Source organism: Bacteroides sp. AF32-8BH (assembly GCF_003435205.1).
Taxonomy (GTDB): Bacteria; Bacteroidota; Bacteroidia; order Bacteroidales; family Bacteroidaceae; genus Bacteroides; species Bacteroides ovatus.
This window is the reverse complement of sequence record NZ_QVLZ01000004.1, coordinates 14,330-40,223: the sequence shown is the minus strand read 5'-3', so window position 1 is coordinate 40,223 and position 25,894 is coordinate 14,330. Positions and strand designations below refer to the sequence as shown.

Sequence of the window (25,894 nt, the reverse complement as noted above, 5' to 3'; positions counted from 1 at the left end):
CAATTATGACTCTGGAAGAAGCACAGAAACAAGTGGACCAATGGGTGAAAACATACGGCGTCCGCTACTTCAGCGAGTTGACCAATATGGCAGTTCTGACGGAAGAAGTAGGAGAACTGGCGCGTGTCATGGCCCGCAAATATGGAGATCAATCCTTTAAAGAGGGAGAGAAAGATAATATAGATGAAGAGATAGCAGACGTTTTATGGGTGCTTCTCTGCATTGCCAACCAGACAGGTGTAGACATAACCACTGCTTTCCAGAAAAGCATGGATAAGAAAACGAAACGAGATAATAAAAGACATATCAACAACCCAAAACTGAAAGATCATGGAAGAGAATAACTCACAGCCCAACAAGTACAATGCCGCATTGGCAAAGTATAATACCAATCTGAGCGATGCAGATATTCAAGCTCGCGTAGCTGAATTGATTGAGAAAAAAGTGCCGGAAAACAACACGGAAGATGTTAAGAAGTTCCTGTTCAACTGTATTGATCTGACTACTTTGAATAGTACAGACAGTGACAAAAGTGTGATGCACTTTACCGAAAAAGTCAATCAGTTTGACGACGAATATCCTGATCTGAAAAATGTTGCAGCAATCTGTGTATACCCCAATTTTGCAGCCATCGTTAAGAATACGCTGGAGGTAGACAGAGTCAATATAGCCTGTGTATCAGGAGGTTTCCCCTCTTCACAGACATTTATAGAAGTAAAAGTGGCAGAAACAGCATTAGCAATCGCAGAAGGTGCAGATGAAATAGATATTGTCATTTCCATCGGCAAATTCCTAAGCGGAGACTACGAAGGAATGTGTGAAGAAATACAGGAATTAAAGGAAGTTTGCAAGGAACGCCACCTCAAAGTGATCCTCGAAACTGGTGCACTAAAGAGTGCTTCCAACATCAAGAAAGCCTCTATCCTATCCATGTACTCGGGCGCAGACTTCATCAAAACTTCCACCGGCAAGCAACAGCCTGCCGCTACTCCGGAAGCCGCTTATGTGATGTGTGAAGCCATCAAAGAATACTACCAGAAGACCGGAATCAAGATTGGATTCAAACCGGCGGGTGGCATCAATACCGTTAATGATGCGATTATTTACTACACAATTGTAAAAGAGCTATTGGGTGAAGAATGGCTGGATAATCAACTGTTCCGCCTGGGAACCAGCCGCTTAGCCAACCTCCTTCTTTCTGACATCAAAGGGGAAGAAATCAAGTTCTTCTAAGCTAAAGGCTACATTAGCAATCAAATACGCCTTACCGCGCGATTCCCGTACTCCGGGAACCGACGCGGTATTTTTTATTTAAGAAAATCTAAAGATAGTTATAGGAGAATTCAGAAAAATACTTATCTTTGTAAAAGGTTTAGCGATGAAAATATAGCTAATTAGTTATATTAGAGAACGTTTCATTTATTACCAATTCCTGGAATTCGGCAAAATTCAAAGTTATGAATGGTAATAAGCAAACGGGTCTCACGCACCTTCATGTATATACTTTTGTTATATATCGAATGGAGCGTGGGACTGTTGCTTGTATACTCATAACGGCTTGCCGAAGCCTCAGGAAAATACATGGCAACAGTTCTCACGCTTTTCATGAACCTTTGGAGGTATATTAGGATGGACGCATATACAAGAACCTTAAGATTCAATCACAACCCTCTGAACCTCATCCTCGGAGCAGAGAAAAAGAAGGGGCTACGCATCGGTTATATGGAAGCCGGACTGCAAGGCTTCTATCTCAACTCCATGGAGACCGGAATCCATCCGCAAAAGCTATCCAAACTGCTAACAGAGGAGTTTCACTGCACCGATAATGAGTCCGCCACCGGACTATTCCAGTTCCTTATCAACGAAGGCGACAGAGTCTCCTACCAGATTATGCTCCCCTATTTACTCTCTACAGAGAACATCAACGAGTTCGAAAACATCATTCAAAAGCGTTTTTTCGGAGTGGAACGCTTTATCCGTCAAGGAAAGAATCTATACAAATTTGTGAAATATACAGAGGAAAGAAGGGACCCTATTATATGGATAAATGACTTGGAAAAAGGCATTATCGGATGGGATATGGGACTGCTTGTGAGCCTGGCGCGCGCCTCCCAAGCATGTGGTCACATCACCAAAGAGAAAGCCTGGGACTACATAGAGCAAGCCGCCAAATTATGTTCTTTAGATCTTCATACAGCAGAAGAAATAGACAAGAGTTTCCTTTTAGGAAAAGCGATGAAATCGGAAAAGATAGAAGATTGGGACCGGTTATTATTGTGCTATTCACTTCTGGCAAAATACCGGAAGTAACTATTTTTCGCGGTCTACTACGTAATCCAGATAAGCCCGGAGAGCTGCACAGATATCAGAATCCGGCAAAGAAGCCAATAGATTAAAAGCTTTTTGCTTATAGACATTCATAGTCTGAACCGCATATTCAATACCTCCGTTTTCTTTAATAAACGAAATCAAATGAGCTATTTCATCAAGAGTAGCCGTACCCTCCTTTACTTTGATTGCAATTTCTTGCGCTTCCTCGTTTTTCGTCGTATTCAGCACATACAAAGCAGGTAATGTCAGTTTACCTTCAAGCATATCATTACCCGTAGGTTTACCAATCTCCTTATTATCAAAGTAATCGAAAATATCATCCTTTATCTGGAAACAGATCCCAATATATTCGCCCAGCAAACGGGCAAGTTCAGCTTCCCCCTCACCCACACCTACCGAGAAAGCGGCAGCCTTTGTGCAGGCAGCAAAAAGAGCAGCAGTTTTCTTGCGGATTACATCAAAATAGACTTCCTCGGAAAAACTGTGATTACTTACATTTGAAAGCTGAAGCAACTCACCGTCAGCAAGATCCTGTCCAAGAGTGGACACAAGCTGAATAATACGATGACTGTTTGTCAGTTCGGCGTGTACAAGGCTGGTTGCCAATAAATAGTCACCCGTCAGCACCGCTACTTTATTATTAAAGATAGCATTTACCGAGAGCTGTCCACGACGTTCGGAACTTTCATCCACTACGTCATCATGTACCAGGCTGGCCGTATGAAGGAGTTCCAGTGAAACAGCCGCATGAAGAGTGGAAGGACATATAGCTCCATAAAGACGTGCCACGAGTAAAACAAGAATAGGCCGCATCATCTTACCATTCCTCTGCCGTATGTGAGATACGACGCTATCGAGCAATGCATTTGAACTGGAGAGAGAACTATCAAAAAGTTCTTTGAAGTCGCCCAGTTCCGCTTCAATCGGAGTTCTGATAAGTGAGATACTGTCCATTTATTACACAATTTGAGCACAAAAGTAATAATAAAACGCTTAATACCGTATTTTTTTGTACTTTTACCATGAAAAATTAATTAAATCTATGGATTCAGGTAATAAATTATTTCTTTTAGACGCTTATGCATTGATATATCGGGCGTATTACGCCTTTATTAAGAACCCAAGAATCAATTCCAAAGGATTCAACACTTCAGCCATACTGGGTTTTGTGAACACCCTCGAAGAAGTACTGAAAAAAGAGAATCCCACTCATATAGGAGTAGCCTTCGACCCCGCAGGTCCCACCTTCCGCCACGAGGCTTTTGAACAATATAAAGCACAACGCGAAGAAACTCCGGAAGCAATTCGTCTTTCCGTACCTATTATAAAGGATATTATACGCGCCTACCGCATCCCCATTCTGGAAGTGGCAGGCTACGAAGCCGATGATGTGATAGGTACGCTCGCTACCGAAGCCGGTCGCCAGGGTATCACTACCTATATGATGACTCCCGACAAAGATTACGGGCAGCTGGTAAGTGACAAAGTATTTATGTATCGCCCTAAACACACAGGAGGTTTCGAAGTGATGGGCGTTGAGGAAGTGAAAGCCAAGTTTGACATTCAGTCTCCGGCACAGGTGATCGATATGCTCGGACTGATGGGCGACTCTTCAGATAACATTCCCGGATGTCCGGGAGTAGGAGAAAAGACTGCTCAAAAACTGGTCTCCGAATTCGGAAGCATCGAGAACCTATTGGAACATACCGACCAACTGAAAGGAGCATTGAAAACAAAAGTGGAAACCAATCGGGAAATGATTACGTTCTCGAAATTTCTCGCCACCATTAAAATCGATGTCCCTATCCAACTTGAGATGGATGCTCTTGTCCGCGAAGAAGCAGACGAGAATTCACTCCGCAGCATTTTCGAGGAATTGGAATTTAGAACACTCATCGACCGGGTGCTCAAAAAAGATATTTCCGGAAACGGAATAACCTCTGCCACCGGAAGCAAAGTTGCTACTGGAAAAAGTGCCCCCTCTCCTCTTCCACTTTTTCCCGAAGAAGGAGGCGGAATGCAAGGCGATTTATTTGCGAATTTCACGCCCGATGAACCGGGTGAAGCAAAAAAATCGAACCTAGAGACGTTAGAATCGCTCACTTATAGCTATCAACTTATTGATACAGAGGAGAAAAGGCAGGGAATTATTCAAAAGTTACTTACATCGAAAATTCTCTCGTTAGATACGGAAACCACCGGAACCGAACCAATGGATGCCGAATTAGTCGGAATGAGCTTTTCGATTGCAGAGAATGAAGCTTTTTATGTTCCCGTACCATCGGACCAAGACGAAGCGTTAAAAATCGTAAATGAGTTCCGTCCGGTCTTCGAAAATGAGAATTCGTTAAAAGTCGGACAAAATATCAAGTACGACATGATTGTTCTTCAAAATTATGGCGCAACAGTAAAAGGTCCACTTTTCGATACGATGATCGCTCATTATGTTCTTCAACCGGAACTTCGTCATGGCATGGATTATCTTGCGGAAATTTACCTGCACTATCAGACTATCCACATTGACGAACTGATAGGTCCCAAAGGAAAGAATCAGAAGAACATGCGCGATCTCGACCCGAAAGATGTATATCTATATGCCTGCGAAGATGCAGACGTAACTCTGAAACTGAAAAATGTATTGGAGAAAGAACTGAAAGAAAATGACGCAGAACGTTTGTTCTATGATATAGAAATGCCGCTAGTTCCCGTATTGGTTAATATAGAACGGAACGGGGTATTGCTGGATACGGAAGCATTGAAGCAGTCGTCCGCCCATTTCACCGCCCAGATGGAGCAAATCGAAAAAGAGATTTACGAATTGGCCGGTGAGACTTTCAATATCGCTTCGCCCAAGCAAGTCGGTGAGGTACTATTTGACAAACTGAAAATCGTAGAGAAGGCAAAAAAGACTAAGACCGGCCAGTACGTCACCTCGGAAGAAGTGCTCGAAAGCCTCCGGCACAAACATCCGGTAGTAGAAAAGATTCTGGAACATCGCGGACTGAAAAAGCTATTGGGCACGTATATCGACGCACTCCCCCAGCTCATCAATCCACGTACAGGAAGGGTACACACCTCTTTCAACCAGACTGTAACCGCTACAGGACGCCTTAGTTCAAGCAATCCGAATTTACAAAATATCCCTATCCGCGACGAGAACGGAAAAGAAATCCGCAAGGCTTTCATCCCCGATGAAGGCTGCCTCTTCTTCTCTGCCGACTATTCGCAAATTGAGTTGCGCATCATGGCACACCTTAGCGAGGATAAGAATATGATTGATGCTTTCCTTAGCAATCACGATATTCATGCGGCCACTGCTGCCAAAATTTATAAGACCGACCTGAAAGACGTAGGTTCCGACATGCGCCGTAAAGCTAAGACTGCCAATTTCGGTATCATCTATGGCATATCCGTATTTGGTCTTGCCGAACGAATGAATGTAGACCGCAAAGAAGCCAAAGAGTTAATCGACGGTTACTTTGAAACTTATCCGGGAGTAAAAGCATATATGGATAAAAGTATCCAGGTGGCCCAGGAAAAAGGCTATGTGGAAACAATCTTCCACCGGAAACGCTTCTTGCCGGACATCAATTCCCGGAATGCCGTTGTACGCGGATATGCCGAACGAAATGCCATCAACGCCCCTATCCAGGGAAGTGCGGCAGATATTATAAAAGTAGCAATGGCACGTATCTATCAACGGTTTCAGGCCGAAGGAATACAAGCCAAAATGATCCTGCAAGTACATGACGAATTAAATTTCAGCGTTCCTGTCAATGAAAAAGAGCGTGTAGAAGAAATCGTCATCGAAGAAATGGAGAAAGCATACCGCATGCACGTCCCCTTGAAAGCAGATTGCGGATGGGGCAGAAACTGGCTTGAGGCACATTAAACCATCAAGTGAATAAAGACTACCTCAATAAGGAATTGCTATCTTTTAGACACTAATTACACAAGGAGACTCCACCTTATCAGGGACCTCCGCTTACAAAATGGAGGCAAGTCTGGGTAATAACATTATTTAACTCTGTATCCAGAAAGCTAGAAAAAAGATTCCTTTTTCGACGAAGTGATTCATTCTATATCCGGCAGATTGACTGCCGGATATTTTTTTGTCACCAATATTGGCAAAAAGCTAGTTATCACCCACCTTCACTCTTGACATTTTGACAATCTTTTATCTTCAAAAATGCATAAATACCAAATTAATATGTAGATTTGCAGCGTAAAATCAATGCATTTGGTAGACAAATGAAAGTATAACCCAAAAACTTAAATAGCCATGAAAGCAAAAGTATCTTTAAAAATGTTCGTTTTATCTGCAGCTCTTCTTGTTGTATCGCTTGCTACTTCTGCACGTAGCTACGATAATCAATTGATTTATAATCCAATCGAAGAGAATGGCATGACAGTGGGACAAACCGTTTACAAAATGGACGGAAATACACTTGCCAACTACATGAAGTACAACTACAAGTACGATGACAACAAACGTATGATTGAAAGCGAGGCCTTGAAATGGAACAATAGCAAAGACGCATGGGAAAAAGACCTACGTATCAATTACACTTATGAAGGCAAGACCGTTACTACGAATTATTATAAATGGAACGCTAAAAAACAAGCCTACGTACTGGTACCCGAAATGACCGTTACGATGGATAATACAAACATGTAACATAAACTCTCTCTCATTCTAATATTCTAACAAAAGGATACGCCGCTTCTGCTGAAGAAGTGGCGTATTTCATAATATGAGGTCTACATTACAAAACAAAGAAACGCTCTTGCAGTTCTTTTAGATAACTTCGGGAAATAATCAAATCGTTCTTATCGTGAAAAGGCGGATAAAGTTGACAGCATTTACCATCAATCATTGCCAGATAATTAACATTTACAATAGCAGATTGGCTAATCTGTACAAAAGCTTGTGAATAACTGATAATATCTTCTGCTTTTGTATTTCGCTTCAAATTCAGACAAGTTTGATTAAACAAGACCACCTGCCATTGACGTTTATCTTTCAGATATTCAAAAAAGCCGATTTCTTCCAGTCGCAAGAGTTTGAAGCCTGTCACTGTACTAATCATAAACATGCCTTGCTGGGGCATCAATGCACTAATAGAAGAAGCAAAAGAAGGCAAAAGAGGAAGCGAAGTAGAGGTCATAGCCTTCCGGTAACGGTCCATAATTACTTTCAGGTCTTCTGCTTCAAAAGGCTTCAGCAGGAAGTCGAAAGCCGACTCACGCAACGCCTGAAGCAAGTATTTGTCATAAGAGGTGTAAAACACAACCTTCATATCCCACAAAATATCCTCCCTGATTTCACTTAATAGATTGAGTCCCAACGTATCCGGAAGTTCCACATCAAGAAACAATAAGTCCGGATGCAACTCCATAATCATCTTTTTACCTTTTGCACCATTCCCTGCGATTCCTTTTACTTCAAATTCACGATAGGGCTCCAACTCTCGGCGCAAAGCATCAATCGCTGTACGTTCATCGTCAACGATGACTACCTTATACTTTTCTTCTGTCTCCATCATAAATCATAAGAAAAACGAAACGGGATATATACCGACACTTCCGTACCGGTTTGTCCATCGCTTCTGTTGGTTATATTAAAACGTATTTTATCACTCTTGTTCTTTGTATTCAGTAATTGAATGGTCTGATACAACACTTTCAATCCTGTACCAGTACCCCGTGTGGCGGAAACTACCTGCGGGAGATACCCGCGTCCGTTGTCGGTAACCGTTATGCGAATCCCATTTGTTTCACGGGAAACATATACCATTAGCTCCTTTTTTCCGTCCTTTCCCGCCAGTCCATGTTTAATAGCATTCTCCACCGGAATTTGCACAATCATAGATGGAATCATGATGCGGGTTGCATCTAAACCGTCCTCCACCGTGATTGTTGCGACAAAATCTTCTCCGACACGTCCACGTTCCAGTTCGATGTATGTACGGACGAAATCCAGTTCGTCTTGCAAAGATACGCTCAATTTCTCGGTAAGTTCGAGGCTACGACGGAGATATTTCACCAGTTCCATCAGATTATGTTTCACCTCTTCCGAGCCGTTAAACTGATTGATCTCACGTCCCAGTACATTAAAAGTAAAATGAGGAGAAATCCGGCTTCTCAAATTCTCCATGCGGACACGGTTGATTTGCTGGAAGAAACGCTGGCGAAGAAACTCCCTCTTTTTACGCATATACCAGACAACTACCACTACCCCTGCCACAAGCAACACGCAGACAAGTACCCAGATAGATACGCTCAACTTGAGCACTCTCATCTCTGCCGCCTGTCGCTGAATCTTCATTTCCTTACGAAGCACTATCGTATCCTGCCGGTAACGCATATCCAATTCGGCAACACGCATCTGTATCCGTTCGCTCCGGATGGAATCGTCCAGATGGCAATCACGTTTCAGGTATTCATAGGCACGGCGGTAATCACCGGTATGCTCAAAATAATGTTGCAGATACTGATTGCGTATAGTCAACATATTGGCGTCAAGATGCCCCACAGGAGCAGTCCGGGCGATCATAGTCTTCGCTTGGGCTATATTACCTTTCTTCAATGCCAGTTCAATCATCTGGGTTTCAATGTAATGAACAGCCGAGTTATGCTGTATATCGGAGAAGAAACGATAACTTTCGTCCAGGCAGATCTGTGCGGAGTCCAGTTTGTCAGTCAGCAAGTACAATTCTCCCAGGTTTACTTTGATAAAGTTCTGTTCAAACACCATCTGCGGATAAGAAGATACGAGTGCATTGGCCCTGCGCATATATTTCAAAGCCTCCTGATAGTTTTTCCGGTAATAATAATGGTTGCCGCGATTGTTGAGATAGGTCCATTGCTCGCTCACGTTCATTTCATCGAAGAACTGCCCGGCCAATTCATAGTAATGATTGGATAAATCGAAATCGCGCAGTTCCATGTAAGTCTGCCCCAATCCGTAGTAGACAGGAAATTTCGTGTGCTCGGACAAGTTCAAAGAATCACAGAGAAACAGGGCGCGCCGGTAATACGAAGCAGTGTGCGCCAAGTCACTGCGATGCAGATAGGCATCAGCAATATTGATACAAATATCCGGGAGCAGGTGCAGTTTCTTTCCTTTCAGGCGATATTCGTAGGCTTTCTTATAGTCGGTAATTGCAGAATCAGGGCGGTTCAGTTGCATCCACACGTTGCCTTCGATATTATAAACATCGGATAATACATCATTCCATTGTGGAGATTGGAGAGATTCAGAAGATTGGGAAGCATTGCGGGAAAATTCTTTTACCCGGCGGTTGTAATAGAGTATAGAATCATAATCGGAAGAGACAAAGAATGTTTTCCCATAAAGGGCAAGCAGACGATAATAGACCTGGGAATCTTGCGTCTGTGTCAGTGCGTCAAGCACCTGTGAGCGGGAATAATGCACATTGGAAAACAAAGAATCCTGTACACGAACCTCCAGAGAATCAACCAACACCTGTTCGCACGAAGAGTTATTGCGGTGTCTATCAGCATATCCGCAACTCAACAACATCAACAACCCCAACAGTCCAAATAGTTTCATAGCAGTCTTCTGATTCATCAGTCCCCTTATTCATGTCATGTTTTGAATGTGACAAAAATACATTATTTATCCTGAATCCCAGCGAATTTTATTATTTTTTTTAATACCTTTGTGCCCATATAAATATGAGTAACTGACCTAATGAGTCCACTGAACTTCACCCACATTTTGACACAGGCAGTCGATGAGCTATCGGAAAGCGAATCTTATAAAGGACTGTTTCATCAGCACAAAGATGGCGAACCACTGCCCTCTGCTAAAGTATTGTATGAAATTATTGAGCTTTCACGCTCCATTCTCTTCCCCGGATACTACGGAAATTCTACTATTAACAGCCGGACAATTAATTATCACATCGGCGTCAACATTGAAAAATTGTTTGACTTACTTTGTGAGCAAATCTTGGCCGGATTGTGTTTTAGCACTTCCATAGAGGGAAAATGCAACGTCTGCTCCGACTCGAAACGGGAAGAGGCTGCACGTCTTGCTGCTAAATTCATCAGTAAGCTACCTGCCATGAGAAGAATACTGGCAACCGATGTGGAAGCCGCCTATAACGGTGACCCGGCTGCCGAAAGTTATGGGGAGGTGATTTTCTGCTATCCGGCCATTAAAGCGATCAGCAATTACCGTATCGCACATGAACTGCTGGAACTGGGTGTTCCTTTGATTCCCCGCATCATCACGGAGATGGCGCATAGCGAAACGGGAATTGATATCCATCCGGCCGCAAAGATTGGCACTCACTTCACTATCGACCATGGTACGGGTGTCGTTATCGGTGCCACGAGTATTATCGGAAATAACGTCAAGCTATATCAGGGCGTCACCCTAGGAGCCAAGAGTTTCCCGCTGGATGCCGACGGAAAACCAATCAAGGGAATCCCCCGCCATCCGATCTTGGAAGACAATGTGATTGTTTATTCCAACGCCACTATTTTGGGAAGAATCACCATCGGACGTGACGCAACCGTAGGCGGTAATATCTGGGTAACGGAGAATGTTCCTGCAGGAGCAAGAATCGTACAAACTAAAGCAAAAAAATAAAATCAAAAGAATCTATATGAGCGAACAATTCGAGATGATAGCCAAGACTTTCCAGGGACTGGAAGAGATACTTGCAGAAGAACTGACAGCATTAGGAGCCAACGACATTCAAATAGGACGCCGCATGGTTTCATTCACAGGAGATAAACGTATGATGTATAAGGCGAATTTTTGCCTTCGCACCGCCATCCGTATCCTGAAACCAATTAAAAACTTTACAGCCAAAGATGCCGATGAGGTTTATAATCAGATACAGGCTATTCCATGGGAAGAATATCTCGATGTGAACAAGACGTTCGCTATCGATGCAGTAGTATTCAGCGATGAGTTCCGCCATTCGAAATTCGTTTCGTATAAGGTGAAAGATGCGATTGTGGATTATTTCCGTGATAAAACAGGGAAACGTCCGTCGGTACGTATCAACAATCCGGATGTACTTCTGAATATTCATATTGCACAGACTACCTGTACGTTGTCTTTGGACTCGTCCGGAGAATCACTTCACCGTCGCGGTTATCGCCAGGAAGCAGTAGAAGCCCCGTTAAATGAGGTATTGGCTGCCGGCATGATTCTAATGACCGGATGGCGCGGAGAATGTGATTTGATCGACCCGATGTGTGGTTCGGGTACTATCCCTGTTGAAGCGGCACTGATTGCTAAGAATATCGCTCCGGGAGTGTTCCGTAAAGGATTTGCTTTTGAGAAATGGGTAGATTTCGATGCGGATATGTTCGATGAGATTTACAATGATGACAGTCAGGAGCGCGAATTTGCTCATAAGATTTACGGATATGATAACAATCCGAAAGCTAATGAGATTGCGACTCACAATATAAAAGCTGCCGGCGTATCGAAAGACATCGTGTTGAAGCTGCAACCGTTCCAGCAGTTTGAACAGCCGCAGGAGAAGTCGATTATCATCACTAACCCGCCATACGGTGAACGTATTTCCACTAATGATTTGCTTGGACTTTATCAGATGATCGGTGAACGTCTGAAACATGCGTTTGTAGGAAACGAGGCATGGGTGCTTTCTTATCGGGAAGAGTGTTTCGACCAGATTGGTCTGAAAGCAAGTCAGAAAGTTCCTTTGTTCAATGGACCGTTGGAGTGTGAGTTCCGCAAATATGAGATTTTTGACGGAAAATACAAAGAGTTCAAGAGCCAGGAAGAGGGAGAAGAAAAGAAAGAGGCTGAAGGAGAACAGGCTCCAAGATTTAGAGAAAGAAAAGAATTTAAGCCACGCCGCGAAGGTGAGTTCAAACCGCGTCGGGATGGTGAATCCAGACCTCGCAGAGAGGGAGAATACAAGCCACGCAGAGAAGGTGGTGAGTTCAAAGGTGGTGACAGAGATAGAAAGCCACGGGGAGAATTCCGCGGAGGAAGAGATTCGAGAGGCCCGAGAGAGTTTAAAGGAAATCGGGAGCCGAGGATTCCGAAGAAGGAAGAGGAATAAACCATTCTAATTCCAACAACTTATTCACCCTGTAATTCACTAGTTAATAATTAATTAAAAACTTGAAGTTCCAAATTGGAACTTCAAGTTTACATCATAGTTCTAATGTTCAGTCACAAATTGGAACCTGTCTAAAGAAAAAAAGATGGATGATATAGCCATTATAGAAAACAAAATATACGAAATCAGAGGGCAAAAAGTTATGCTTGACTTTGATTTGGCAGAAATGTATGGAGTTGAGACTAAACGCCTCAAAGAACAAGTACGTCGTAATATTGAACGCTTTCCTGCAGAATTCATGTTCGAGCTAACAAAGGAAGAAGTTGCAATTTCAAGGTCGCAAATTGCGACCTTGAAAACAGGACAAGGATATAACATCAAATATCTTCCGTTTGCATTTACTGAATATGGTATAGTTATGTTATCTAGCGTCCTCAAATCCAAGACCGCTGTGGAAGTAAATATCAATATTATCCGTGCTTTTGTACGTATGCGCCAATATCTTCTATCCAATATACCTAAAAAGGAGTTGGAAGAATTAAAACAACGCATCGAATATCTCGAAGAAGATATTACCTCTGATAGGGAAAGTTACGAAAAACAATTTGACGACCTATTTAATGCCTTTGCTAAAATAAGTGCAATTATCCAATCAAGACAGACTCCCTTGGACAGAGTAAAAATAGAAGGATTTAAAAACAAATAATAAAGAAAAGAGCAATGAGTAAAATTGGAAAAAGAGCCATGCTTTTATTGTTGGCACTACCAATCGGATTCAATGTTATGGCACAAGAAACCAAAAAGCCGACACTGGAAGAATTGATTCCGGGTGGCGAGAGTTACCGCTATGCAGACAACCTGTACGGACTGCAATGGTGGGGTGACGAATGTATCAAGCCGGGCGTAGATACCCTTTATTCTATCCAACCCAAAACGGGGAAAGAAACAATGGTTATCACTCGTGAACAGATCAACAAAGTGCTTGAAGAGAACAAGGCAGGAAAGTTATCACACCTGTATTCCGTCAGTTTCCCATGGGCCGATAAGCCACAAATGCTATTCAAGATAGCAGGAAAGTTCATTGTATATGATTTCAAGAGCAATCAAGTTGTCAGCACTCTCAAACCCAAAGACGGAGCAGATAATGAAGACTATTGTGCAGCCAGTGGAAACGTGGCATACACGATAGGTAACAATCTGTATGTAAACGAAAAAGCGGTAACTAATGAACCCGAAGGCATCGTTTGCGGACAGACTGTACACCGGAATGAATTCGGTATCAACAAAGGCACTTTCTGGAGCCCGAAAGGCAACCTACTCGCTTTCTACCGTATGGACGAGAGCATGGTGACACAATACCCGCTTGTAGACATCACAGCACGTGTAGGTGAAGTGAATAATGTACGTTATCCGATGGCAGGCATGACGAGCCATCAGGTAAAAGTGGGTATTTACAATCCTGCCACAGGCAAAAGCATTTATCTGAACGCAGGTGATCCCACAGACCGTTATTTCACCAATATCAGCTGGTCACCGGATGAAAAAAGCCTCTACCTGATTGAAGTAAACCGTGACCAGAACCACGCCAAACTTTGCCGGTACAACGCAGAAACAGGAGAGCCGATGGGCGTTCTCTACGAAGAAATGCATCCTAAATACGTGGAGCCACAAAACGCAATCATATTTTTGCCGTGGGACCCTACCAAATTCATCTATCAAAGTCAGCGTGACGGCTACAACCATCTTTATCTCTTTGATGCCGATGCAGCCAACATGAAAGGTGAAACTTATAACAGTGCCAACGGTGGTACTTATTTCCAGGCCGGCAAAGTCAAACAACTGACCAAAGGCAACTGGCTGGTCAGCGACGTCCTAGGATTCAACACAAAGCGTAAAGAAGTCATATTCACAGCCGTAGAAGGCTTGAGAAGCGGACATTTCGCTGTAAACGTGAGCAATGGAAAGATAAGCCAACCGTTCGAGAACTGCAAAGAAAGCGAACATAGCGGCATGCTTAGCGCTTCCGGCACTTATCTTATCGACCGTTATTCAACAAAAGACCAGCCTCGCATCATCAACCTGGTAGACACCAAAAACTTCAAAGAAACAGCCAATCTGCTGGCTGCTGAAAGCCCTTACGAAGGCTACCAAATGCCAAGCATCGAAACCGGAACAATCAAAGCGGCAGACGGCACCACCGACCTGCATTATCGCCTGATGAAACCGGCCAACTTTGACCCGGCCAAAAAATATCCTGTCATCGTATACGTCTACGGAGGTCCTCACGCGCAATGCGTCACCGGAGGATGGCAAAACGGCGCACGCGGATGGGACACATACATGGCAGGTAAAGGCTATATCATGTTCACCATCGATAACCGTGGCAGCAGCAACCGTGGACTGGCATTTGAAAATGCTACCTTCCGCCGTCTTGGCATCGAAGAAGGTAAAGACCAGGTAAAAGGCGTTGAATTCCTGAAATCCCTCCCCTACGTAGACAGCGAACGCATCGGCGTACACGGATGGAGCTTCGGAGGACACATGACTACCGCCCTGATGCTCCGTTACCCGGAAATATTCAAAGTAGGCGTTGCCGGAGGCCCGGTAATCGACTGGGGGTATTATGAAGTGATGTACGGCGAACGCTATATGGATACACCGGAAAGCAACCCGGAAGGCTACAAAGAATGTAATCTGAAAAATCTTGCCGGCCAACTGAAAGGTCACCTATTGATTATTCACGACGACCACGACGACACCTGCGTGCCACAACACACCCTGTCGTTCATGAAAGCCTGTGTAGATGCCCGCACTTATCCCGACCTGTTTATCTACCCGTGCCACAAGCACAACGTAGCAGGACGCGACCGTGTACATCTGCATGAGAAAATCACCCGGTACTTTGAGCAGAACTTATAAAACTGACAAAGACACCACCGTATCCATACGAATCATAGATAACAGTATAAATCCATAACAATACAAAGATGAAGATATTATTACTAGGCTCGGGCGGCCGCGAACATGCACTGGCATGGAAAATTGCCCAAAGTCCGAAAGTTGAAAAACTATACATTGCTCCGGGAAATGCCGGAACAACTGCCGTAGGCGAGAATGTCAACATCAAAGCAACCGATTTTGAAGCAATCAGTGCTTTTGCTCTAAAAGAGAACATCCAAATGATAGTAGTAGGTCCCGAAGATCCGTTGGTAAAAGGAATCTACGATTACTTCCAAAACCGTCCGGAGCTAAAGCATATTGCCGTGATCGGTCCTTCGGCTCAAGGAGCGCAACTGGAAGGCAGCAAGGAATTTGCCAAAGGCTTCATGATGCGCCACAACATCCCGACAGCCCGCTACAAAAGCATCACTTCCGAAAATCTCGAAGAAGGTCTCGCTTTCCTCGAAACGTTGGAAGCTCCCTATGTATTGAAGGCTGATGGCCTTTGTGCCGGGAAAGGAGTTCTCATCCTTCCTACGCTGGATGAAGCGAAGAAAGAACTGAAAGAAATGCTCGGCGGCATGTTCGGTTCCGCATCGGCAACCGTTGTGATTGAAGAGTTCTTGAGCGGTATCGAGTGCTCTGTATTCGTACTGACAGACGGAGACAACTACAAAGTCCTCCCTGTGGCGAAAGACTACAAACGTATCGGTGAAGGCGACAAAGGATTGAATACAGGCGGTATGGGTAGCGTTACTCCGGTTCCGTTTGCTGATGAAGTATATATGGAGAAAGTACGCACACGCATCATCGAACCGACCATCAATGGTCTGAAAAAAGAAAAGATCACCTACAAAGGTTTCATCTTCCTCGGTCTTATCAAGGTGAAAGGTGAACCGATGGTTATCGAATACAACGTCCGCATGGGCGACCCGGAAACAGAAAGCGTGATGTTGCGCATCCAAAGCGACTTCGTAGAGTTGCTTGAAGGCACAGCGGCAGGCAATCTGAACGAGAAAACACTGGTGATGGACCCACGTTCGGCCGGCTGCGTTATTCTTGTCAGCGGCGGTTACCCCGAAGCCTACGAAAAAGGATTCCCTATCAGCGGGCTGGAACAGGCTGCCGCCACCGACAGCATCATCTTCCATGCCGGAACAGCCATAAAAGACGGACAAGTGGTGACGAACGGAGGACGTGTGATTGCCGTTTGCTCTTACGGTGCAACGAAAGAAGAAGCACTGGCACAGAGCTACAAAGTGGCAGACATGATCGACTTCAACAAGAAGTATTTCCGCCGCGACATCGGATTCGATTTGTAAGAAACAACCTGTAATGATACGCCACGGCAGGCATAAATCCCTTATTTGCACAGCATATAGATCCTACAAAGCGATGATATATGCCCGCCGGGCGGCAAAAGAACTGACAGACAAATGAGAAATAAAAGACTACAAAGTCAAGTGACGGCAGGACGGTGGACCCTGCCTGCCGTTATCTTTATCTGCGCCCTATGCTGGGTGTTGACTTACTTTTTATTTCCCGACTCCATAGCCTCAACAACACCCAAGGACAGCTCTTCTTTCTTGCAATCCACCCGCGATCTACTGCTTCCGGGATGGGCAGAACGAATTGTCAGCTTTCTGGTTTACGCAATCATCGGCTATTTTCTGATAGAGCTGAACAACCAGTTCAGCATTATCCGCATGAGGGCTTCCATGCAGACAGCTATTTATTTCCTGCTAGTCACCGTTTGTCCGGGAATGCATTTACTATACATAGGAGACATTGTCGCCCTCGGTTCTCTTATTTCCATTTATTTTCTGTTTAAAAGCTATCAGCAAGCTCAAGCTGCGGGCTATCTATTCTATTCCTTCTTCTTTATCGGAGCGGGAAGTATTCTTTTCCCACAGCTCACCATCCTCTCGGTGCTTTGGTTGCTCGAAGCCTACCGTTTCCAGTCGCTCACTCCGCGTAGTTTCTGCGGCGCGCTGCTCGGATGGATGCTGCCCTACTGGATGCTGTTCGGACACGCCTTCTTCTATAACGAGATGGAGTTGTTCTACCGCCCTTTCAACCAGCTATTAGCTTTCGGAGAAGTCTTTAACTTACAAATCCTTCAACCCTGGGAATTGGCTATACTGGGCTATCTGCTCGTGATGTTTATCGTCAGTGCCGTTCATTGCATCGCTGCCGGATTTGAGGATAAGATACGCACACGTGCCTATCTCCAGTTCTTGATAGACCTGACGCTCTTCCTGTTCCTGCTGATTGCCTTGCAACCGATATATTGCAGTGCCCTGCTGCCTTTGCTTATCATAAGCAACAGCATCCTGATCGGGCATTTCTTTGTACTGACCAATAGTAAAAGTTCGAATGTGTTCTTTATCATTTCATTGGTCGGCCTCATCCTCTTATTTGCTTTTAATATATGGACGCTTTTGTAGATTCAATGATACAACTCCTCATAGAACGGGGACTTCCGGGATTATTCATCTCGGCTTTATTGGCTGGGAGCATCGTGCCTTTCAGTTCCGAACTGGTACTGGTGGCATTGGTGAAACTCGGCTTGCCCCCGATAGCCTGTCTGATATCCGCCACTCTGGGCAATACAGTGGGCGGAATGACCTGTTACTACATGGGGCGCCTGGGCAAAATTAGCTGGATTGAGAAATACTTCAAGGTAAAGAAAGAAAAGGTAGACAAAATGGTGAAATTCCTGCAAGGGAAAGGGGCATTGATGGCATTCTTCACCTTTCTTCCTGCCATTGGCGAAGTGATCGCCATTGCACTAGGATTTATGCGAAGTAACACATGGCTTACTATTGTTTCCATGTTTGTCGGCAAACTGATACGTTATATCCTTCTCCTGTATGTGCTCGAAAGTGCCTGGGATGCTATGGCGGGGTAGAGGTCTTTTTTAAGTATTAAGTATTAGGTATTAAAGATTGAGTGATGGAAAGAATAATTGAGAGAACCGATGACGGGAGCGCTACTCTGTTTGTTCCGGAATTGAATGAACATTATCATTCGACGAAAGGGGCACGCACGGAGTCTCAACATATTTTCATCGATATGGGGCTGAAAGCCTCTCCTGCCGCTACTCCACGTGTTCTTGAAATCGGCTTCGGGACAGGATTAAACGCTTGGCTCACCCTTGAAGAAGCGGAAAGAAGCAGACGAAATATACACTATACAGGACTGGAACTCTATCCACTAGACTGGCAGACAGTAGAACAGCTAGGGTATATCTCCAGCGATGAGCAGCTTACCATACATCGGAAGCAGACAGCAACCGATGAGCAATTTACCCCGAATGATGAAGAACAACAACCGGCTATCGAATTGTTTAAGCAGCTTCATACATCGCCCTGGGAGAAAGACGTGCAGCTTACGCCACACTTCACCTTACGAAAAATAGAAACGGACGTCAATCAATGGATAACGGGAAAGAAGGAAGAGTCAAAAATGAACAGCACCAACAACAATGCAGTCATTTCTCAATACTCAACTTCCAATACTCCGTTTAATACCATCTATTTCGACGCCTTCGCCCCGGAAAAGCAACCGGAAATGTGGTCGCAAGAACTATTCAACCGCCTCTATGTTTTATTAGATAGAGACGGAATTCTGACTACCTACTGTGCCAAAGGTGTAGTACGCCGAATGTTGCAGACAGCCGGATTCACAGTAGAACGCCTCCCCGGACCTCCGGGTGGTAAACGGGAAATATTACGGGCCCGGAAACAAGAGTAGAAACAAGATAAGATTGAAACCCCGAAACAGAAAAAATCATGAAACAACAACTAAAAGATATGAGAACACTTTTCCTTCTTGGTACCTGCCTCCTGATAGCAGCCTGCACAGGACGTTCCTCCCAGGCAAGTAACGATGACGAGACAAAGCCGGTGATAACCGTCACACTGGAACCGCAACGTTATTTCACCGAGGCTATTGCCGGAGATAAATTCAAAGTAGTCAGCATGGTGCCCAAAGGTTCCAGTCCGGAGACATACGATCCTATCCCCCAGCAACTTGTTTCTTTAGGAGACAGCAAAGCCTATTTCCGCATCGGGTACATCGGTTTCGAACAAACCTGGATGGACCGCCTAATGAACAATACTCCCCATATCCAAGTGTTCGACACCTCGAAAGGAATCGACCTCATACTCAATAATGATGACCATGGCCATGCCCACGGCCACAACAGTCACGACGGCCATATCCACGCCGTAGAGCCACACGTATGGAATTCTACCGGTAATGCTTTAATCATCGCCGGAAACACCTACAAGGCCCTTAGTCAACTGGATAAAGCAAACGAACCATATTATAGAAACCGTTACGATTCTCTCTGTCAGCGCATCCAGCACACCGACAGCCTGATTCGCCGGCAACTCTCCACCCCCGAAGCAGCCAAAGCCTTCATGATTTATCATCCGGCCCTCTCCTACTTCGCCCGCGACTACGGATTGCATCAGATTTCGATCGAAGAAGGAGGCAAAGAACCCTCTCCCGCCCATCTGAAAGACCTGATAGACGTCTGTCAGGCGGAAAATGTAGGCGTTATCTTCGTTCAACCGGAGTTTGACAAACGCAATGCGGAAACCATCGCACAGCAAACCGGAACGAAAGTGGTCCCTATCAACCCGTTAAGTTATGACTGGGAGGAAGAGATGCTGAATGTAGCCAAAGCCCTTGCGCCGCAAGCTGCCACCAAATAAACGTATAAAGAAAGACCAATCAAGCCCTTTCCAATGATGAAACCGATAATCGAAATAAAGAATCTTTCCGCCGGATATGACGGTCGCACTGTTCTCCACGATGTTAATCTAAGCATCTACGAACGGGATTTTCTAGGTATTATAGGTCCGAACGGAGGCGGCAAAACAACGCTTATAAAGTGCATCCTCGGTTTGTTAAAACCAACCGGAGGGGAAATTATATTCCATACTCCCGAGAAGGCTCCCATAAGAACATCTACGGAAGGGACTTCGACAGAAACATCTGCCAAAAACTCCCACCAAAGTTCTTCCGCGAAATCCCAGCTTTTCCTCGGTTACCTGCCGCAATATAGCACCATAGACCGGAAGTTCCCTATTTCCGTGGAAGAAGTGATCCTGTCCGGATTGAGCATACAGAAGTCGCTCACCTCCCGGTTCACTCCCGAACAGAGAGAGAAAGGCAAACAGATTATCGCCCGCATGGGATTAGAAGGGCTCGAAAGCCGTTCTATCGGACAATTAAGCGGTGGACAACTGCAACGTGCCTTGTTAGGACGTGCCATCATCTCGGACCCTGCAGTGTTGATTCTCGATGAACCCAGCACGTATATCGACAAACGTTTCGAAGCACGCCTTTATGAGTTATTGGCTGAAATCAATAAAGAATGTGCCATTATCCTTGTCAGTCACGACATTGGCACTGTATTGCAACAGGTAAAATCCATCGCCTGTGTCAATGAAACACTGGATTACCATCCGGACACGGGCGTCACTACCGAATGGCTGGAAAGAAACTTCAACTGCCCCATCGAGCTATTGGGACACGGCACACTGCCTCATCGGGTTTTAGGGGAACATCATCACCATCATTAAAGGATACACATATTCAATATCCCAAACATATATATACAGCAACCCAAGTATTAATACCTGAAATCTCAACCATTAACAGCTGATATTACAAGTGTTAACACCTAACGTCCAAGCTATTAATAGTAAACTTGCTCTTCTCTAACAGGAAAGTTATGCTTGACTAAGGATAATCTATAAACGCAAGTTACGTTTATAAAATTGAAAGCTTTGTTTTTATAATTGCAAGTTTCATTTATAAAAACAAAACTTGCAATTATAGTTTATGATTAATGAAAAGGAAGTTTGTTATTAAGGCAAAAGAAGTTCACTAACAGGATAAAGGAAGTTTATCTCTAATACACCAGAGCTTATTTATTAAAGGGCTAAAAACAAATTCCTTACTTGCCAACACACAAGTTCCCGCCTTCCGGAAGAGTGAAAGAGATAGTAAATCACCCCTCCGTTACTTAATATTTCTTACTTTCTTCCTCATTATCCTTACAAATCACTATCTTTGCGACCTCATAATTTGTTTTTAACGAATAAACTACGATAGTGCTAATGAAACAGTACAGAACCGTAAACAACCTTATGGGTTGGCTTACATTCATCATTGCGGCAACCGTCTACTGCCTGACAATAGAACCGACCGCAAGTTTCTGGGATTGCCCGGAGTTCATAACCACCGGCTATAAACTGGAAGTCGGACACCCGCCCGGCGCGCCTTTCTTCATGCTAGTGGCGAATCTGTTTTCTCAATTTGCTTCCGACGTAACAACTGTTGCTAAAATGGTGAATTACATGAGTGCCCTCATGAGTGGCGCCTGTATCCTGTTCCTTTTCTGGAGCATCACCCACCTGGTACGCAAACTGATTATCACTGACGAAAACAATATCACCAAAGGACAGCTTATCACAGTGATGGGTAGCGGACTGATCGGTGCACTGGTTTATACATTCAGTGACACATTCTGGTTCTCGGCCGTGGAAGGTGAAGTATATGCCTTCTCCTCCCTGTTTACCGCTGTTGTTTTCTGGTTGATTCTGAAATGGGAAGACGTAGCCGACCAGCCGCACAGCGACCGTTGGATTATCCTCATCGCCTATCTGACCGGATTGAGTATCGGTGTGCACTTATTGAACTTGCTTTGTCTGCCTGCCATCGTATTGGTATACTACTACAAGAAAACACCGAATGCTACCGCCAAAGGTTCGTTAATAGCGCTATTAGGTTCAATGGTGCTCGTTGCAGCCGTGCTTTACGGCATCGTACCGGGTATCGTGAAAGTAGGTGGCTGGTTTGAACTGTTGTTCGTCAACGGACTCGGAATGTCATTCAATTCGGGCGTAGTGGTTTATATCATTCTGCTTGCAGCCGCTCTGATTTGGGGTGTATACGAAAGTTACACCGAAAAGAACAAAACGCGCATGGCTATCTCCTTTATCCTGACGATCGCTTTGCTGGGTATCCCATTCTACGGACACGGAGCCAGCAGTATCATCATCGGTATTTTGGTTATTGCCGCACTGGGACTTTATCTTGCTCCGAGTGTACAGGCTAAAATCAAAGAGAGATGGCATATCACCGCCCGCACCATGAACACAGCCTTGCTGTGCACCATGATGATCGTAATCGGGTATTCTTCTTACGCACTGATCGTTATCCGTTCTACTGCCAACACTCCGATGGACCAAAACTCACCGGAGGATATATTCACCCTGGGCGAATACCTCGGCCGTGAACAATACGGAACCCGTCCGCTCTTCTACGGTCCTGCTTTCTCTTCGAAAGTGGCACTCGACGTAAAAGACGGCTATTGTATTCCGCGCCAGTCGGAAGCAGGAAGCAAGTTTGTCCGCAAGGAAAAGACTTCTCCCGACGAAAAAGACTCTTATATCGAACTTCCCGGACGTGTGGAATACGAATATGCACAGAATATGTTTTTCCCGCGTATGTACAGCTCGTCACACGCACCACTCTACAAGCAATGGGTAGACATCAAAGGACACGACGTTCCTTACGACCAATGCGGAGAAATGGTAATGGTGAACATGCCTAACCAATGGGAAAATATCAAGTTCTTCTTCTCCTACCAGTTGAACTTCATGTACTGGCGTTATTTCATGTGGAACTTTGCCGGACGGCAGAACGACATACAGGGTAGCGGAGAAATTGAACACGGCAACTGGATCACCGGTATTCCGTTTATCGACAACTTACTGGTAGGTAATCAGGAACTGCTTCCGCAGGATCTCAAAAACAATAAAGGACACAACGTATTCTACTGTCTGCCGCTGATTCTCGGCTTAATCGGACTCTTCTGGCAGGCTTATCATAGCCAGCGGGGTATCCAGCAATTCTGGGTGGTCTTCTTCCTGTTCTTCATGACAGGTATCGCTATCGTGCTCTACCTCAACCAAACCCCTGCACAGCCCCGTGAACGAGATTACGCGTATGCCGGTTCATTCTACGCCTTTGCCATCTGGGTAGGTATGGGAGTGGCAGGTATCATCCGTATGCTGCGAGAATACTGTAAGATGCAGGAACTTCCGGCAGCCGTATTGGCTTCAGTGCTCTGTTTGTTCGTCCCCATCCAAATGGCGGGACAGACTTGGGATGACCACGACCGTAGCGGACGCTTCGTTGCCCGCGACTTCGGACAGAACTACCTGATGACCTTACAGGAAAAAGGAAATCCGATTATCTATACCAATGGTGATAATGATACTTTCCCATTGTGGTACAACCAAGAAACAGAAGGCTTCCGTACAGATGCTCGCACCTGTAACCTAAGTTACTTGCAAACAGACTGGTATATCGACCAAATGAAACGTCCGGCCTACGATTCCCCGTCGCTTCCTATCACTTGGGACCGTGTGGAATATGTGGAAGGACAAAATGAATATATCCCTATCCATACGGAAATGAAGGCCTTCATCGACAGCTATTTCAAACAGGCAAACGAACTGGCTGCACAGGGAGACACTACCATATTATCACTCGTTCACTCCATTTTCGGTGAGAATCCATACGAATTGAAGGAAATCATCAACCGCTGGATGCTCGGTAAGAACGACCAGTTGAAAGAGCTTCTCAAAAAGACTGGAAAAGATATCCAACTGCCGCTTATCCCTACGGACAGCATCGTAATGAAGGTGGACAAAGAAGCCGTACGCCGCTCCGGCATGAAGATACCGGAAGCTCTGGGCGACTCTATCCCCGAATACATGACAATCACCCTTAGAGACGCCAACGGCAACCCGAAACGCGCCCTCTACAAGAGTGAACTGATGATGCTCGAAATGCTTGCCAATGCCAACTGGGAACGTCCTATCTACATGGCAATCACCGTAGGAAGCGAAAACCATCTGGGCATGGGCAACCACTTTATGCAGGAAGGTCTTGCCTATCGTTTCACACCATTCGATACGGACAAACTGGACAGCAAGATAGACAGCGAAAAGATGTACGACAACCTGATGAACAAGTTCAAGTTCGGCGGTATCGACAAACCGGGTATCTATATCGACGAGAACGTGATGCGTATGTGCTACACGCACCGCCGTATCTTCACGCAGCTCGTAGGACAGCTTATCAAAGAAGGTAAGAAGGACAAGGCACTCGCTGCACTCGATTACGCCGAAAAGATGATTCCGGCAATCAACGTACCGTATGACTGGGCAAATGGCGCCTTCCAAATGGCAGAGTCTTATTATCAACTGGGACAGAACGAGAAAGCCAACAAGATTATCGACGAGCTTGCCAACAAGTCGCTCGAATACATGATCTGGTATCTTAGCCTGAACGATAACCAGCTTGCCATTGCCAGCGAAAACTTCGTGTACAACGCCAGTTTGCTTGACGCCGAAGTCCGCCTAATGGAAAAATACAAATCAGAAGAACTCGCAAAACATTACTCTACGCAACTCGATCAGCTATACAACGAGTACGTGACGAGAATGAAAGGGAAATAATTTAGGTATGAAGTAATAAGTATTAAGTATTAACGTAGCTTCCGGCATGTTTTCCGTAAGGTATAATACTTAATACTTATTTCCTAATACTTCAAAACACAGACTCTTATGTTTATAGAACAACCACCTTGGCTTTTCCGGGCGTTGTATCCACAAGCTATCTTCCGGATGGACCCGAATGAGCGGGCAGTCTATCTGACTTTCGACGACGGCCCCATCCCCGAAGTAACTCCCTGGGTACTGGAAATACTGGAAAAGCATCATATTAAAGCTACCTTTTTCATGGTAGGCGACAATATACGCAAACACCCGGATGAATACCGGATGGTGGTAGAGCACGGACACCGCATCGGTAACCATACTTTCAACCACATCCGTGGATTTGAATATTCCAATCCGGATTACCTGGCAAATGCCAGAAAGGTAGATGATATTATTCATTCCGATCTCTTCCGTCCACCACACGGACACATGGGATTCAGGCAGTATTATACGTTGCGCTATCATTACCGCATCATTATGTGGGATCTCGTGACCCGCGATTACAGTAAGCGGATGCGCCCGGAACAAGTGCTGAACAACGTGAAACGCTATGCGCGAAACGGTTCTATCATCACTTTCCACGATTCGCTGAAGTCATGGAACAACGGTAACCTGCAATACGCACTTCCCCGTGCCATCGAGTTCCTGAAAGAGGAAGGTTATGAATTCAAGGTGTTATAATCTTTGAAAAAACAGAAACTTCGAAAAGAGCAGAGCTTCCTGATAAGAAAGAAAAGGTTTCTGATGAATAAAAAAGCTCCCTGATAAGAAAAAAAATATAAGCCGAGGTATTATGCCCCGGCTTTTGTAGTTTAAAGCCCGTTTCGTGCCCAAAATTGAAAGATCCCTCCTCTTTCTTACAAGATGCCAGTGCAACCGCATTTCGCCTGGTAAAGGGCAAAAAAAGGCAAAAAGAGGGCAAAACAACCTGCATTCAAAAAGTTTCTGATT

Annotated in this window: 20 protein-coding genes; 17 read left to right on the top strand and 3 right to left on the bottom strand. The window is 44.8% G+C overall.

Going from position 1 to position 25,894, the window contains the following annotated elements:
- Positions 1-5 precede the first annotated feature (5 nt).
- From DWZ47_RS04115 to DWZ47_RS04105, 3 genes are all read left to right on the top strand, one after another.
- The gene (locus tag DWZ47_RS04115; RefSeq protein WP_004296714.1) at positions 6-344 is read left to right on the top strand and encodes a nucleotide pyrophosphohydrolase; all 339 of its coding nucleotides are present in this window, start codon (positions 6-8) and stop codon (positions 342-344) included.
- On the top strand, positions 331-1,233 hold the full coding sequence (gene deoC / locus DWZ47_RS04110; RefSeq protein ID WP_009001400.1) for a deoxyribose-phosphate aldolase: 903 nt from the start codon (positions 331-333) through the stop codon (positions 1,231-1,233). The genes DWZ47_RS04115 and deoC overlap by 14 nt, the downstream gene beginning before the upstream one ends.
- Positions 1,234-1,629: 396 nt before the next feature.
- The gene (locus tag DWZ47_RS04105) at positions 1,630-2,310 is read left to right on the top strand and encodes a DUF1266 domain-containing protein (RefSeq protein ID WP_008023795.1); all 681 of its coding nucleotides are present in this window, start codon (positions 1,630-1,632) and stop codon (positions 2,308-2,310) included.
- Here DWZ47_RS04105 and DWZ47_RS04100 read toward each other — a convergent pair whose 3' ends face one another.
- Positions 2,311-3,285, bottom strand: coding sequence for a polyprenyl synthetase family protein (locus DWZ47_RS04100; RefSeq protein WP_004296710.1), 975 nt, complete (start codon positions 3,283-3,285; stop codon positions 2,311-2,313). It lies immediately after the preceding gene.
- An 88-nt stretch (positions 3,286-3,373) separates the two neighbouring features.
- On the opposite strand from DWZ47_RS04100, the gene polA reads away from it, so the two are divergent.
- Positions 3,374-6,223 (top strand): DNA polymerase I, encoded by a 2,850-nt coding sequence (polA, locus tag DWZ47_RS04095; RefSeq protein ID WP_117512367.1) that lies wholly within the window; start codon positions 3,374-3,376, stop codon positions 6,221-6,223.
- 390 nt (positions 6,224-6,613) lie between these two features.
- The gene (locus tag DWZ47_RS04090) at positions 6,614-7,009 is read left to right on the top strand and encodes a DUF3836 domain-containing protein (RefSeq protein ID WP_004296707.1); all 396 of its coding nucleotides are present in this window, start codon (positions 6,614-6,616) and stop codon (positions 7,007-7,009) included.
- Between the two features lie 88 nt (positions 7,010-7,097).
- On the opposite strand, the gene DWZ47_RS04085 is transcribed toward DWZ47_RS04090, so the two are convergent.
- Together DWZ47_RS04085 and DWZ47_RS04080 are read right to left on the bottom strand one after the other, a co-directional pair.
- Positions 7,098-7,877 (bottom strand): LytR/AlgR family response regulator transcription factor, encoded by a 780-nt coding sequence (locus DWZ47_RS04085; RefSeq protein ID WP_004296706.1) that lies wholly within the window; start codon positions 7,875-7,877, stop codon positions 7,098-7,100.
- The gene (locus tag DWZ47_RS04080) at positions 7,874-9,925 is read right to left on the bottom strand and encodes a tetratricopeptide repeat protein (protein WP_117512366.1); all 2,052 of its coding nucleotides are present in this window, start codon (positions 9,923-9,925) and stop codon (positions 7,874-7,876) included. The genes DWZ47_RS04085 and DWZ47_RS04080 overlap by 4 nt, the downstream gene beginning before the upstream one ends.
- Before the next feature lie 123 nt (positions 9,926-10,048).
- On the opposite strand from DWZ47_RS04080, the gene DWZ47_RS04075 reads away from it, so the two are divergent.
- The 12 genes from DWZ47_RS04075 to DWZ47_RS04020 all read left to right on the top strand — a co-directional run bounded on the left by DWZ47_RS04075 (position 10,049) and on the right by DWZ47_RS04020 (position 25,624).
- Entirely contained in the window at positions 10,049-10,954 is a 906-nt protein-coding gene (locus DWZ47_RS04075; protein ID WP_004296704.1) for a serine O-acetyltransferase, read from the top strand.
- A gap of 16 nt (positions 10,955-10,970) precedes the next feature.
- Positions 10,971-12,410, top strand: a complete 1,440-nt coding sequence (locus DWZ47_RS04070; RefSeq protein ID WP_087321068.1) for a class I SAM-dependent RNA methyltransferase — start codon at positions 10,971-10,973, stop codon at positions 12,408-12,410.
- Between the two features lie 145 nt (positions 12,411-12,555).
- The gene (locus DWZ47_RS04065; protein WP_004296702.1) at positions 12,556-13,116 is read left to right on the top strand and encodes an ORF6N domain-containing protein; all 561 of its coding nucleotides are present in this window, start codon (positions 12,556-12,558) and stop codon (positions 13,114-13,116) included.
- A gap of 14 nt (positions 13,117-13,130) precedes the next feature.
- Positions 13,131-15,329, top strand: a complete 2,199-nt coding sequence (locus tag DWZ47_RS04060) for a S9 family peptidase (protein WP_117512365.1) — start codon at positions 13,131-13,133, stop codon at positions 15,327-15,329.
- 68 nt (positions 15,330-15,397) lie between these two features.
- Entirely contained in the window at positions 15,398-16,672 is a 1,275-nt protein-coding gene (gene purD, locus DWZ47_RS04055) for a phosphoribosylamine--glycine ligase (protein WP_117512364.1), read from the top strand.
- 114 nt (positions 16,673-16,786) lie between these two features.
- The gene (locus DWZ47_RS04050; protein ID WP_009041166.1) at positions 16,787-17,797 is read left to right on the top strand and encodes a hypothetical protein; all 1,011 of its coding nucleotides are present in this window, start codon (positions 16,787-16,789) and stop codon (positions 17,795-17,797) included.
- On the top strand, positions 17,782-18,261 hold the full coding sequence (locus tag DWZ47_RS04045) for a YqaA family protein (RefSeq protein WP_117512363.1): 480 nt from the start codon (positions 17,782-17,784) through the stop codon (positions 18,259-18,261). The genes DWZ47_RS04050 and DWZ47_RS04045 overlap by 16 nt, the downstream gene beginning before the upstream one ends.
- A gap of 44 nt (positions 18,262-18,305) precedes the next feature.
- The gene (gene mnmD / locus DWZ47_RS04040; protein ID WP_117512362.1) at positions 18,306-19,106 is read left to right on the top strand and encodes a tRNA (5-methylaminomethyl-2-thiouridine)(34)-methyltransferase MnmD; all 801 of its coding nucleotides are present in this window, start codon (positions 18,306-18,308) and stop codon (positions 19,104-19,106) included.
- A 38-nt stretch (positions 19,107-19,144) separates the two neighbouring features.
- A complete protein-coding gene (locus tag DWZ47_RS04035; RefSeq protein ID WP_009041165.1) occupies positions 19,145-20,074 on the top strand; it encodes a metal ABC transporter solute-binding protein, Zn/Mn family in 930 nt (309 codons plus the stop codon).
- A 36-nt stretch (positions 20,075-20,110) separates the two neighbouring features.
- Positions 20,111-20,947 (top strand): metal ABC transporter ATP-binding protein, encoded by an 837-nt coding sequence (locus DWZ47_RS04030; RefSeq protein WP_008770478.1) that lies wholly within the window; start codon positions 20,111-20,113, stop codon positions 20,945-20,947.
- 540 nt (positions 20,948-21,487) lie between these two features.
- Positions 21,488-24,901, top strand: coding sequence for a DUF2723 domain-containing protein (locus DWZ47_RS04025; RefSeq protein WP_117512361.1), 3,414 nt, complete (start codon positions 21,488-21,490; stop codon positions 24,899-24,901).
- 108 nt (positions 24,902-25,009) lie between these two features.
- The gene (locus tag DWZ47_RS04020) at positions 25,010-25,624 is read left to right on the top strand and encodes a polysaccharide deacetylase family protein (RefSeq protein WP_004296883.1); all 615 of its coding nucleotides are present in this window, start codon (positions 25,010-25,012) and stop codon (positions 25,622-25,624) included.
- The last annotated feature ends 270 nt before the right edge of the window (positions 25,625-25,894 follow it).

What these genes read in the sequence shown, in the direction of transcription:
- DWZ47_RS04115 (WP_004296714.1), top strand. Translation starts at nt 6, where the DNA reads ATGACTCTGGAAGAAGCACAGAAACAAGTGGACCAATGGGTGAAAACA.
- deoC (WP_009001400.1), top strand. Translation starts at nt 331, where the DNA reads ATGGAAGAGAATAACTCACAGCCCAACAAGTACAATGCCGCATTGGCA.
- DWZ47_RS04105 (WP_008023795.1), top strand. Translation starts at nt 1,630, where the DNA reads ATGGACGCATATACAAGAACCTTAAGATTCAATCACAACCCTCTGAAC.
- DWZ47_RS04100 (WP_004296710.1), bottom strand. Translation starts at nt 3,285, where the DNA reads ATGGACAGTATCTCACTTATCAGAACTCCGATTGAAGCGGAACTGGGC.
- polA (WP_117512367.1), top strand. Translation starts at nt 3,374, where the DNA reads ATGGATTCAGGTAATAAATTATTTCTTTTAGACGCTTATGCATTGATA.
- DWZ47_RS04090 (WP_004296707.1), top strand. Translation starts at nt 6,614, where the DNA reads ATGAAAGCAAAAGTATCTTTAAAAATGTTCGTTTTATCTGCAGCTCTT.
- DWZ47_RS04085 (WP_004296706.1), bottom strand. Translation starts at nt 7,877, where the DNA reads ATGATGGAGACAGAAGAAAAGTATAAGGTAGTCATCGTTGACGATGAA.
- DWZ47_RS04080 (WP_117512366.1), bottom strand. Translation starts at nt 9,925, where the DNA reads ATGAATCAGAAGACTGCTATGAAACTATTTGGACTGTTGGGGTTGTTG.
- DWZ47_RS04075 (WP_004296704.1), top strand. Translation starts at nt 10,049, where the DNA reads ATGAGTCCACTGAACTTCACCCACATTTTGACACAGGCAGTCGATGAG.
- DWZ47_RS04070 (WP_087321068.1), top strand. Translation starts at nt 10,971, where the DNA reads ATGAGCGAACAATTCGAGATGATAGCCAAGACTTTCCAGGGACTGGAA.
- DWZ47_RS04065 (WP_004296702.1), top strand. Translation starts at nt 12,556, where the DNA reads ATGGATGATATAGCCATTATAGAAAACAAAATATACGAAATCAGAGGG.
- DWZ47_RS04060 (WP_117512365.1), top strand. Translation starts at nt 13,131, where the DNA reads ATGAGTAAAATTGGAAAAAGAGCCATGCTTTTATTGTTGGCACTACCA.
- purD (WP_117512364.1), top strand. Translation starts at nt 15,398, where the DNA reads ATGAAGATATTATTACTAGGCTCGGGCGGCCGCGAACATGCACTGGCA.
- DWZ47_RS04050 (WP_009041166.1), top strand. Translation starts at nt 16,787, where the DNA reads ATGAGAAATAAAAGACTACAAAGTCAAGTGACGGCAGGACGGTGGACC.
- DWZ47_RS04045 (WP_117512363.1), top strand. Translation starts at nt 17,782, where the DNA reads ATGGACGCTTTTGTAGATTCAATGATACAACTCCTCATAGAACGGGGA.
- mnmD (WP_117512362.1), top strand. Translation starts at nt 18,306, where the DNA reads ATGGAAAGAATAATTGAGAGAACCGATGACGGGAGCGCTACTCTGTTT.
- DWZ47_RS04035 (WP_009041165.1), top strand. Translation starts at nt 19,145, where the DNA reads ATGAAACAACAACTAAAAGATATGAGAACACTTTTCCTTCTTGGTACC.
- DWZ47_RS04030 (WP_008770478.1), top strand. Translation starts at nt 20,111, where the DNA reads ATGAAACCGATAATCGAAATAAAGAATCTTTCCGCCGGATATGACGGT.
- DWZ47_RS04025 (WP_117512361.1), top strand. Translation starts at nt 21,488, where the DNA reads ATGAAACAGTACAGAACCGTAAACAACCTTATGGGTTGGCTTACATTC.
- DWZ47_RS04020 (WP_004296883.1), top strand. Translation starts at nt 25,010, where the DNA reads ATGTTTATAGAACAACCACCTTGGCTTTTCCGGGCGTTGTATCCACAA.